This is a genomic window from Pseudarthrobacter naphthalenicus, assembly GCF_029076445.1.
Classification (GTDB): Bacteria; Actinomycetota; Actinomycetes; order Actinomycetales; family Micrococcaceae; genus Arthrobacter; species Arthrobacter naphthalenicus.
Window position 1 is genome coordinate 1 of the sequence record NZ_JARESG010000045.1, and the last position, 10,326, is coordinate 10,326.

Annotated in this window: 5 protein-coding genes and 5 pseudogenes; 6 read left to right on the forward strand and 4 right to left on the reverse strand. The window is 61.9% G+C overall.

Annotated elements, in window-relative coordinates:
- Positions 1-148: 148 nt before the first annotated feature.
- Positions 149-832, reverse strand: coding sequence for a GntR family transcriptional regulator (locus tag PY310_RS20780; RefSeq protein ID WP_275216513.1), 684 nt, complete (start codon positions 830-832; stop codon positions 149-151).
- A gap of 355 nt (positions 833-1,187) precedes the next feature.
- Here PY310_RS20780 and PY310_RS20785 point away from each other — a divergent pair.
- Positions 1,188-2,282: pseudogene (locus PY310_RS20785) on the forward strand (ISL3 family transposase).
- Here the strand turns inward: PY310_RS20785 and PY310_RS20790 are convergent.
- From PY310_RS20790 to PY310_RS20805, 3 genes and pseudogenes are all read right to left on the reverse strand, one after another.
- Positions 2,262-2,564 (reverse strand): transposase, encoded by a 303-nt coding sequence (locus PY310_RS20790; protein ID WP_275216514.1) that lies wholly within the window; start codon positions 2,562-2,564, stop codon positions 2,262-2,264. The pseudogene PY310_RS20785 and the gene PY310_RS20790 overlap by 21 nt on opposite strands.
- 332 nt (positions 2,565-2,896) lie before the next feature.
- Positions 2,897-3,938 (reverse strand): annotated as a pseudogene (locus tag PY310_RS21780) (IS110 family RNA-guided transposase).
- 505 nt (positions 3,939-4,443) lie between these two features.
- Positions 4,444-5,874, reverse strand: a complete 1,431-nt coding sequence (locus tag PY310_RS20805) for an aldehyde dehydrogenase family protein (RefSeq protein WP_275216519.1) — start codon at positions 5,872-5,874, stop codon at positions 4,444-4,446.
- 112 nt (positions 5,875-5,986) lie between these two features.
- Between PY310_RS20805 and PY310_RS20810 the strand changes: the two are divergent.
- From PY310_RS20810 to PY310_RS20835, 5 genes and pseudogenes are all read left to right on the forward strand, one after another.
- Positions 5,987-6,220, forward strand: a pseudogene (locus tag PY310_RS20810) (integrase core domain-containing protein); the annotation flags it as partial.
- Between the two features lie 713 nt (positions 6,221-6,933).
- A pseudogene (locus PY310_RS20815) lies at positions 6,934-8,292 on the forward strand (IS110 family RNA-guided transposase).
- 328 nt (positions 8,293-8,620) lie between these two features.
- Positions 8,621-8,785 carry a hypothetical protein gene (locus tag PY310_RS20825; protein WP_275216525.1) on the forward strand — a complete coding sequence of 55 codons (165 nt, stop codon included), beginning with the start codon at positions 8,621-8,623 and terminating at the stop codon, positions 8,783-8,785.
- A 19-nt stretch (positions 8,786-8,804) separates the two neighbouring features.
- Positions 8,805-9,209 (forward strand): annotated as a pseudogene (locus PY310_RS20830) (transposase); the annotation flags it as partial.
- Positions 9,210-9,259: 50 nt separating this feature from the next.
- Positions 9,260-10,237 carry a tyrosine-type recombinase/integrase gene (locus tag PY310_RS20835; protein WP_275216527.1) on the forward strand — a complete coding sequence of 326 codons (978 nt, stop codon included), beginning with the start codon at positions 9,260-9,262 and terminating at the stop codon, positions 10,235-10,237.
- Positions 10,238-10,326 lie beyond the last annotated feature (89 nt).

The window sequence follows — 10,326 nt, forward strand, 5'->3', positions numbered from 1 at the left end:
CAAAAGGTTCTGGTGAGGGGACTTATCCAGGCTCCGGTGACGGTTACCCAAGGCCTCTACAAGATCCCGGGCTTGCGAAAACGTGACCCGCTTCTCCAGTGGGATGTAGACGTGTCGTCCACCGTTGCCCTTCGTCTTGAAGGGACTTTCAACCAATAACGCGAGGAGGCAGGGGCCGGTGTCCTTGCCGTTCATCGAAGTGAGCGGCGAGTAATTCTCCAGAATGCCCAATGTGACCTGCCATAGCTTTCCTGGCGGCGTTTCTGTCACGAGCAGTAAGGGCATCTACCAAGTCAGAGTGGTCATGAATGGTGGCTTCAGGCCAACCCTCAATGTTCGAGTAAAAACGACGGGGTACGTACCGGGTCATCAGACCTAGCGCCCATACGATTTTCCTCGAGCCTGACATCCTGTTCACTTGCTTGTGAAAGTAATGATTTTTTTCCTCGAGTGCTTCGGTGTCATCTCGCCGAAAAGCTGCGAGCATCTCATGATGAAGAGCCACAAGTTCATTGAGGGCTGCGTCGGTGGCTCCCGAGCAGGCACGAGCAGCCAATTCGCCTGCTATGAGCGCCTGGACGGTGAATAGGTCTCGAATATCTTCGCCATTCAACTCCGCGACAATAAATCCCTTCCGCGGCACCAGCTCCAAGAACCCTTCGACCTTCAAGGCCTGTAATGCCTCACGCGCAGGTGTAGTTGAAATTTGTAGGGCGTCGGCGACCGATTCCGGACGTATATGTTCTCCCGGCTGTATCTCCCCCGCCATGATCATGCTACGCACGTATACAGCAGCCTCGTCGCTGAGTTGGAGACGTCCTCTAGGGGACATTTGAGTTCGCCTTTCCGCTGTTTTGCCGTGCCTGCCAGTATATGTCGTTGATTGGGGCTAGCTGTATTCTATATGGATCGAACGGCTGTATTCTGCGGTCGGCGCAAGACCCGCCTTACGGCACCGCTTCGTCTAACGGTGCAGCCAGAAAAATTACGGCCTCAGCGATTATTTCGCGAGGCATGGTGAGTCTTCTTACTGGTATGCGGTGCCCATGGCTTCTGTGTCAATGTGGCTCTTCGCAGTTGAGGGGTGTAGTCGCGGTCTGACTTGGGTGGGCGCGTCGGTGTCTGGATAGGGGCCGAGGTCTTCCGATGATGGAAGTTCCTATGCTCGCCATCCGAAAGACCTCGACGTGTCTCACGCTACCTTCGATGCCCCTGACCTGACCACGTTCTGCCGGCTCGATGAGCTCGGCCTCAAGGCCGTGGGACAGTACGTTGCTGCTGACCGGGCGGTTCTGAAATGTCGCGTTATTCATGCCGGTTCGTGGTGTCGGCGATGCGGAGCGGAAGGAGTACCGCGAGACACTGTTACTCGACGGTTGGCGCACGAGCCATTCGGGCACCGCTCGCTGCAGGGCTCGGTGTGTCCTGGCGTACGGCGAACAGCGCTGTCATAGGGGAGGGCAAGCGTCGGCTGATCGATGACCCGGCCCTGTTTCAAGGGGCGAGCGCGATCGGGGTTGACGAGCATGTCTGGCGGCATACCCGGCGTGGGGACAAGTACGTCACCGTGATCATTGATCTCACCCCAGTCCGTAAAAAGACGGGCCCGGCGAGGTTGTTGGAAATGGTCGAGGCCGATCCAAGGCGGTGTGCAAGCAGTGGCTCGCCGGACGCCCGGAACAGTGCCGGAACGGGGTGGAGGTGGCTGCGATGGACGGATTCACCGGGTTCAAGACCGTCACCGCCGAGGAACTCCCCGACGCTGTTCCGGTCATGGATCCCTTTCATGTCGTTCGCCTCGCAGGGGACGGGTTGGACAGGTGTCGGCAACGCATCCAGCAGGCCACGCTCGGTCATCGGGGCCGAGCCGGTGACCCGCTCTACCGTGCCCGCCGGCCCTGCACACCGGTGCTGACCTGATTACCGAGAAGCAGCAAGTTCGCCTGGAAGCGCTGTTCACGGCCGAGAAGCATGCCCAGGTCGAAGCGACTTGGGGAATCTATCAGCGGATCGTCGCCGCCTACCGGCACCACGACAAGAAGCAGGGCAAGGTCCTCATGCAAGCCGTCATCGCTTCGGTCACTACCGGTGTCCCTGCCGTCCTGGTCGAGATCCGTCGACTCGGCCGGACACTGAAGCAGCGTCCCACGGTGGCAATCAATGGGCGCCTTGAATACCTCCGCGGCTCAGCCCTCGGGTTCCGGAATATCACCAACTACATCGCCAGAGCGCTCCTGGAGTCAGGCGGCTTCAGACCGCGACTACACCCTCAACTGCGATGAGCCCCCGATGGGACTGTTGGAATCGACCGAGAGCAGCGACTCCAGTTCGATGTCATTTGCGCTAATGGATTCCTTCACGGCGGCGAACATCCGCTCGTAGGATCCGTCGGCCGACCAGCGTCGGTGCCGTTCCCAGACCGATTGCCAGGCACCGAAATCGGCCGGCCGGTCCCGCCACGGCGAACCGGTGCGGAACCGCCAGCAGATGCCCTCCAGCCCACGGCCGCCCCCGTCGACCCGGCGCAGTCCGCAGGACCGGCTCGATGACCGTCCACAACTCATCTGAAATCACATTCGAACGAACCATTCATCCAGCTTGAAACACGGCAAGCCGGATATTTAGCAGACACGCACGGATATATGGAGTTGCATTTGGCCAGGGGGCAAGGTGAAGCGGTGTCCATGATGGCTTCGTGGACACCGCTTCGGGTTCCGGTTGGTCGGTGGGCGGTGACCGCGTGTCTGTTCGACGCGTTGTCACTCTGATATGCGCGGGTTGGTTACCGCATGACGGTGTGTTCGGCTGGACTGTTCCGTGGGTTTAGAGATCGAGCGTGGCCCCTTGTGGGGTTGCTCCGCCTCCGAGCGGCCGAAAGTTTAGGTGGGCTCTGGGTTCATTCCATCACGGCCAGGGACCAGCACCAGCTGGCGAGTTCACGTGCGATGGCGGCGTTCGCGACCACGGAGCGTTTGTTTCGTGCGTCGAATGCGACCCAGCGGGCGTTCAGGCGCCGGTTCCCTTCATCCCCTCTACGTCTGGCTGCGGCGGGTGCTTTGTCCCACCGGGCTCGCATGGTCGGGCTGGAGGACCGGTAGGGGTGGCGGTGGTGCCATGCGGCCTCGATCAATAATCGACGGGCGTGGGTATTGCCGGTTTTGGTAATCCCGCCCAGGTTGCGGCTGGCGCCTGAGGAGTGCTCGGTGGGCACCATGCCGAGGTAGGCGCCGATCCGACGCCCGTCGAGCCGATGCCAGTCACCAATCTCGACCGCGAGCCCGAACCCGGTCAACGTTGAGATGCCTCGCAGGCACCCCAGACGGTCAACCACGGCTGTGAACTCGCTGTCAGCGGCCATGGCCGCGATCGCGGCGTCGTAGGCAGCATTGAAGGCGTGTTGCAGCGCTGACTGGTCAAAGTGCTGCCGGCGCAACCACAGATCGTGGGTGCTGGTCCACGCCTTGCCGCCGGAGTAGACGATTCCCTGGCGCAGCAGCAACTTGGACAATCGGTGCCGGACGCTCATGAGATCACTACGTGCATCTTCACGAGCCCGGACCAGATCGCGGCTGGTCTCCTGGCTCACCGAGGGGATCGTGACCTTGCACGATCTCGCCGAGCTTGAGCAGCCTGGCCAAATGCAACGCGTCTTTGGCGTCGGTCTTCACTCGGTCCCCGACCGGGCGCTGCAGCTTCGATGGCGCCGCGACCAACGTTTCGATCCCCGCTCCGTTCAGATGCCGGGCCAGACCGAAACCTGTCGGGCCTGCCTCGTATGTCGCCCGCCACGGGCCGGGCAGGCTCCTGACCCAGGACTCGATCTCGCCGTGATCCGGGATCAGGCGCTGCCTGAACACTTCACCGGTGTCACCATCAATCGCCGCTGCGACCACTGACCGCGCGTGCACGTCCAGACCAATACTCGTGCGCTCATTCATACCGGGGCCTCCCACAACTGTCGGATAGGCCGGGCAAGGGACTACTTGTCCGGTAACCCACGAGTTTTGTGAGTGAGGCCCCGGCCCGCAACCCCTACGACCCCCCTCGATCACCGGCCCCATGCCGCCCGCGGCCGGAGAGTGTCAACGTGGAGCACGCGCAGCGTAGCGAGCATGAACGACGTTGACACCGACCAGCGGACGGCAAGACTCGGCCCATCGAGGGACGGGGTCGTAAGGAATCAACCGCGACCAACTAAATGGGTCACTACATAGCGTCTAGCCCTGGTAGCACTGGTAGTCGTCACCCAAACGCTCGTCGAACTCATCGGCATGGTCACCTACGTCAAAACCCTCCCCCGTCTGATCCCCACGCAACATCCCCAGCCACGCATAATCAAATAGGACCACTGGCATTCCCCAGCCCTCTCATCTGGGGCCAGTTCCCGCCGTCCTGCCGGGGCCAAAACAAGTTGACGCCATCAAGAAACCGTCCTCGTGGGAATCATGCCTGTTCCAACGCAACGATGACGCACTTAAGGTGCGAATAGTGGTTCAACGCCTCAATCCCCTTCTCACGCCCGTATCCGCTGTGCTTGTGCCCTCCGAACGGGGTTTCCACGGCCCCGGTGGACCAGGTGTTAACGAAGATCTGTCCAGCTTCGATCCTGTCCGCGACACGCAAGGCGCGGGATATGTCCCGTGACCATACTGCCCCAACCAGGCCGAATTCCGAGTCATTCGCGATCCGTAAGGCTTCCTCCTCAGTATCGAATGGGATGGCAGCCACGACTGGCCCGAATATCTCTTCTCGGGCAATCTTGGTCGAATTGTTCACATCGACGTACACCGTTGGGTTCACGTAGAATCCGCCCTCACGGCCGGCAGACCCAACAACCGAGCCACCAGTGACAGCTACAAGGTTCTCCTTCGCTGCAACCTCGAAGTAACGCTGGACCTGCTGATACTGGTCTTCGGTGATCATTGGGCCGTAATCTTCGCTGGGTCGCAAGCGGCCCGAAAGCTCGGCCACTTTAGCGACGAACTCCTCATAAACGCTCCGTTGCACTAGCAGCCGAGTCCCTGACGAACAGATCTGCCCAGCATTCGTAGTGAAGGCTCGGACAGCTTCTCGCGCTGCAAACTCCAAGTCAGCGTCCTCGAACACGATATTCGCGGACTTGCCTCCCAGCTCAAGCGTGAGGGGGATAATCCGCTCAGCGGCTATATGCCCGATGGACTTACCGACAGCGACTGAACCGGTGAAAGCCACCTTGCGCACGTCGGGATGGCGTACAATTTCTTCCCCAACTTCGCGGCCTTTACCCAGCACCACGTTGAAAACACCGTTGGGTATTCCGACCTGAGTGGCAAGCTCAGCCAACATCACGGTTGTCTGCGAGGCCGCCTCCGCCGGCTTGGCAACGACCACGTTCCCCGCAGCCAACGCTGGGGCTACCGATCTCGCCGACTGATTGAGCGGAAGGTTCCAAGGGGTGATGACTCCAACCACGCCATAAGGTTCGCGCTTCGTATAAACATGCTGACGTGGGTCGACGTCGAGTGTGTCACCCAGCGGAATGTTGACCAAACCTGCGTAGAACTCAAAGTAAGCAGCTGAACCTTCCACCTCTGCCAGAGAGAGCGACAGTGGCTTCCCCGAATCCTCTGTCTCCAAGGTTGCCAGGTGCTCTGCGTTGTCCCGAATGGACTGGGCGAGGCGATAAAGCAATCGTCCACGATGGGCTGCCTTGAACCAACGCCAATCTGATGCCGCCGCTGAGGCCACGGAGACAGCCGAATCGACATCAGCTTTTGTTCCCCTCGCGACGGACACTGATAGCTCACCCGTTGCCGGATTGATCGACTGCATCCACTCTCCACTCGACGGTTCAGTCCCCACGCCGTTGATCCAGTGATTGAGTTTCTCGGGCATCTTGTCTCCTTGAGTTATATATAAGGAGCTGCGCCCGTAGGTGCTCCTCCGGCTACCTTATACCTACTATATATTATATAGATGATCGATTGTGGGGCATACCTTAAACTTAATCAAGCACAAACGCACCCGGCCCTACCCGCCGCAGACCAACGGTAAGGTCAAGCGTTTCAACCGCACCATGCTCGAAGGAGTGAGCCTACGCCACCGTCTACCGGTCAGAAGCCGAACGCGTCGCCGCGTTCTCAGCCTGGCTCCACCACTGCAATCAGCGCCGAGGCCACACCTCACTCAAGGACTTCCACGAGCGAGCCGCGTCACCAACCTCTCAGGGCAGTACACCTGATATGTAGTTCTAGTTTGTCAAGAGCGTGAGGAAGCGGGCTGGGCTGCCTGGGACCGCTTCCTCTTTGTGCCCCCGGGAAGGGTCGTTGGTTTGTGGCCAGCGTGTCGTTAGCGACTGCGCGGTCAGACTCATATGCGCGGGTTGGGTACCGCAGGACGAAGTGTTCGGCTGAAGGTTACCGCTGGTCTAGGAATGACGGGCGTCGCCGTTTCAGGTTGCCCGTAGCTGTATGAGCTGCCGTGGAGATCTCGGACGGTAGACCCTCATTTTAAGAGGGCCCACTGTCCGAGATCTCCACGGCAGCTCACTCTTAAGTACCCCCTGTTGAGGTTGGGTGGTCGTCGTTTACGGTGGCCTTGGGAGGGGCCGGGGTGGTTCCGGTTTTCGGCTGGGCGTCATGGCCCGTGAAAGAGATCGTCGCCCCCGGCCTGTCTTCCAAGCAGACCCGATTGAGGGAATTGGTGGCCGGAGGAAAACGGTGCGCAGCACCGGGGTTTTCGTCCGGGCGGGCACCGGATGACTTACAAGCGCGGGAACCATATCCGACGCTTCCTCAGCAGTTGCGGGCGTGTGAGGGAGGTCGCCGCAGGCGCTCGGGTTAGCGCATGACAGTTCTCCCCACGGGTGGGAAGCCCGGCCTGGTGACTCGGCTGGTGGACCGGCAACGACGGGTTTTCCCATCGCACGTATTCGATGCGAGGAGGAGAACCATCATGCAAAATCAGGATAAACCCGCCGGACTCGTGCGGGCAGTGGCAGGTATCGACGCGGCCATCACGGCACGGCACCATATCGCGGTGCGGGAGTTTTTCGACGACGGAACAGAACATCTGAGCCGTTTCACGGTCGACCCGACACTGGCCGGGCTGGAGAGGCTCTCGGCGCGGCTGGCCGCAGTTCCGGCGCCGCTAACGGCGGTTGTGGAACCAACGTCGATGACTTGGCTGGCGCTGGCCCTCGCGGTCGAACGGGCTGGCGGCCAGATGGAAATGATCGGCGCCCGACACTCCTCGCGGCTGCGCGGAGCGACAATGGGCAAGAACAAATCCGACGTCATTGACTCCGAAGTCCTCACCCATGCCGGGGAGATCTTCGATCCGCCGCCCTTGGTCCTGGCATCAACGGGACAGCTGGCGCTGCGGCGGGCCGTGGTCCGCCGCGCCGGCGCCGTGATTGACGACAACCGCTACTGGCGGCGGCTGCTGTCGCTGGCACGGTGGGCCTTTCCCGATGTGTGGACCGCGTTCGCCGGATCCGAATCAACAGCCCTCGCCGTGCTGGGCCGCTGGCCCCACCTCCGTTCCCTGGCATCGGCGCGCTCGGCGACCCTGACGGCCGTGGTTGCCGAGCACACCCGCGACGTCGCGGACACACCTGCCCGCGCCACCGCGATCAAGACCGCAGCCCGGGGATGGGCAGACTTCTGGGACGGTCACCTGGACCTGGACGCGCTGGCCGTCGATGTCACCGAACACTTCTCTGACCTGCAGGAATCCCGGGCCAGGGTGGATCGCTTCACTTCGCATGCACGCCAATGGTGGGAGCACCTCTACGGCGATGACCCGCTGATCCTTTCCCTGCCCGGAGTGGGCCCGGCAACCGGTCCCTGCATCCGCGCCTACTTCGGCGACGGATCCGGGTTCGACAGCGCCAAGAAAGCAGCGAACTATGTCGGCATCACCCCCTAGAACTGGTCCTCCGGGACGATGAACCAGTCCCGCCGGGCCATCAGCAAGGAAGGACCTGCGCCCTTGCGCCTTGCGTTCTATCAGGCGGGCAGCGTCGCCCGGACGATGGACCCGCAGCTGGCTGCGTTCTATCACCGGCTCATGACCGAGCACGGCCACTGCCACACCCAGGCCACTATCGCTGTCGCCAGGAAACTGGCCGAAAGGACCTGGAAAACCCTCACCACCGGGCAAATGTATGAGCTGCGCGACCTCGAGGGGCAACCGGTCACCAAACGAGCGGCGAAAGAACTCATCGCCTCCCATTACACCGTCACGCCCAAACAGCGCACCCAGTCCCGGTCCCACACGACCGAAGCGAAACGGGCACGCCTGACACGGTAAATATCGGCAATCACCACTACCGCTTCGCCGGCTCGGCCCAAGAGGCGACTGGCCATTCTCCGCCCACCACCCACCAGCCCGGAGATGCCCCCAGTCAACGGCCCAACGACGGGACGACGGCACTCCCGTCATGGCAGAACACCTGGTGACGGTGCACTCACCCTGCCTGCCGTCCAGAGCTAAAAAAGCGTTGACAAGCGTTAGGGAATCTCTTCGCAGTTGAGGGTATAGTCGCGGTTTGACTTGGGGGAGCGCGTCGTTGTCTGGATAGGGGCTGAGGTCTTCCGATGATGGAAGTTCCTACGCTCGCCATCCGAAAGACCTCGACGTGTCTCACGCTACCTTCGATGCTCCTGACCGGACCACGGTCTGCCGGCTCGATGAGTTCGGCCTCAAGGCTTTCCGGAACGCCGCAGACGGGTCGATGGCCACGACCTGGATCCCAAGCCGCCAGTGCAACGGCCTGGCCTTGAGCCAGTCCCCGACACCATGAAGGGCGAAGAGAGCTCTCCGATCGGGCGCGGAACCGGCTTGAGGTCGTGTTCGCCGTCGATGACCCGACAGGCCGGCTTGAAGCCGCCTGGCGGGTGAATGAACAGCTCAGGGTTCTGCTGCGCACCGGCTCGATCACCGAGGCCGCCGCACCGAAAACGGAGCTGGAGCGGCTGGTGATTCTTGCCGGCCTGCCCGAGGCCCGGCGGCTCTACCGCACGGTCTGCCGGTGGTGGAATGAGATCGAAGTCCTCATCGTTACCGGTGCAACCACAGCGAAGGTCGAGGCAAACATTATCTGGAGCCGGTTTCAGCGTGTCTTTGACGTCGTCGACGGAGCGTTCGGTCCTCGTGGGCGACACGTTATCTGGAGTGTGTCGCTCACGTCCCCCACCTCGCACAGTAATGGCGTAGACCTTGGGTAACTCGACGAAGTTTCGGTCGGGCCTACGACGACGTAGGGGTCGGGGTCGGTATGAAGGCTCAGCGTGTGGTCATGCCGGTAACGGCGAGGGAGTCCTGGACTGTCGTAGATGGCGACTTGGCTGCGATCGGCCCGGCGGAGCGCTACCTGGCCTACCTGGCCGGGATCGAGCGGTCACCGAACACGGTGCGGGCCTACGCCCAGAGCCTGGCGTTGTGGCTGGAGTTCCTGCACTTGCGCAGGGCAGATTGGGCGGACGCGGCGGTCGAGGACGTTTCGGGATTCGTGACGTGGTTGCGGGCCCCTGCCGCAAACGTGATCGTGATCGATGCTTCCGCGGCCCGCCGCTCGGAGGCGACGGTCAACCGGCATCTGGCCGCGGTATTCGGTTTCTACGACTTCCACGCCCGTAACGGCGTCGTTTTGGCACAGTCGCTGGTGGCTTGGCGGAGGGTTCCGCGGGGTTCATTCAAGCCCTTCCTGCACCACGTGACCAAGGGTCGGCCGATCCCGACGAGGCCCGTTAAGCTCAAAGTGCCGCGGCGGTTGCCGGTGACGCTGAGCGTGGAGGAAGTCACCGTCCTGCTCGCAGCGTGTGGCCATCTGCGGGACCGGTTCCTCTTCGCTCTGCTGGCCGAAACCGGCATGCGTATCGGGCAGGCTCTCGGGCTGCGGCACAGCGACTTCATCTCCCGACGCCGAGAGCTGAAGATCGTGCCTCGCGACGACAACGTCAACGGGGCCCGGGCCAAGACCCGCATGGTCGCCACCGTGCCGGTCTCGGCGCCGCTGGTGAGGTTATACAGCGATTACATGCACAGCGAGTACGGGGATCTGGACAGCGACTATGTCTTCGTCAACCTCTTCAGTGCCCCCGTCGGGCGGCCGTTGCGCTATGACGCGGTGGCCAAGCTCGTCGCCCGGCTGCGGGCCCTCACCGGCATAAAGTTCACCCCGCATGTGCTCAGACACACTCGGGCCACGGAATTGATCCGCGCCGGGGTCTGGACCCAGGAGACAGCGCCATGAGATCACCGCTGAAACGGCTGACGGAGCAGGCCGGGACGTCGCTGCTGGACAAGCTCCAGGACGCGGTTCGGCCCAAGTTCGCCGTGGAG

What these genes read in the sequence shown, in the direction of transcription:
- PY310_RS20780 (WP_275216513.1), bottom strand. Translation starts at nt 832, where the DNA reads ATGTCCCCTAGAGGACGTCTCCAACTCAGCGACGAGGCTGCTGTATAC.
- PY310_RS20790 (WP_275216514.1), bottom strand. Translation starts at nt 2,564, where the DNA reads ATGAGTTGTGGACGGTCATCGAGCCGGTCCTGCGGACTGCGCCGGGTC.
- PY310_RS20805 (WP_275216519.1), bottom strand. Translation starts at nt 5,874, where the DNA reads ATGCCCGAGAAACTCAATCACTGGATCAACGGCGTGGGGACTGAACCG.
- PY310_RS20835 (WP_275216527.1), top strand. Translation starts at nt 9,260, where the DNA reads ATGAAGGCTCAGCGTGTGGTCATGCCGGTAACGGCGAGGGAGTCCTGG.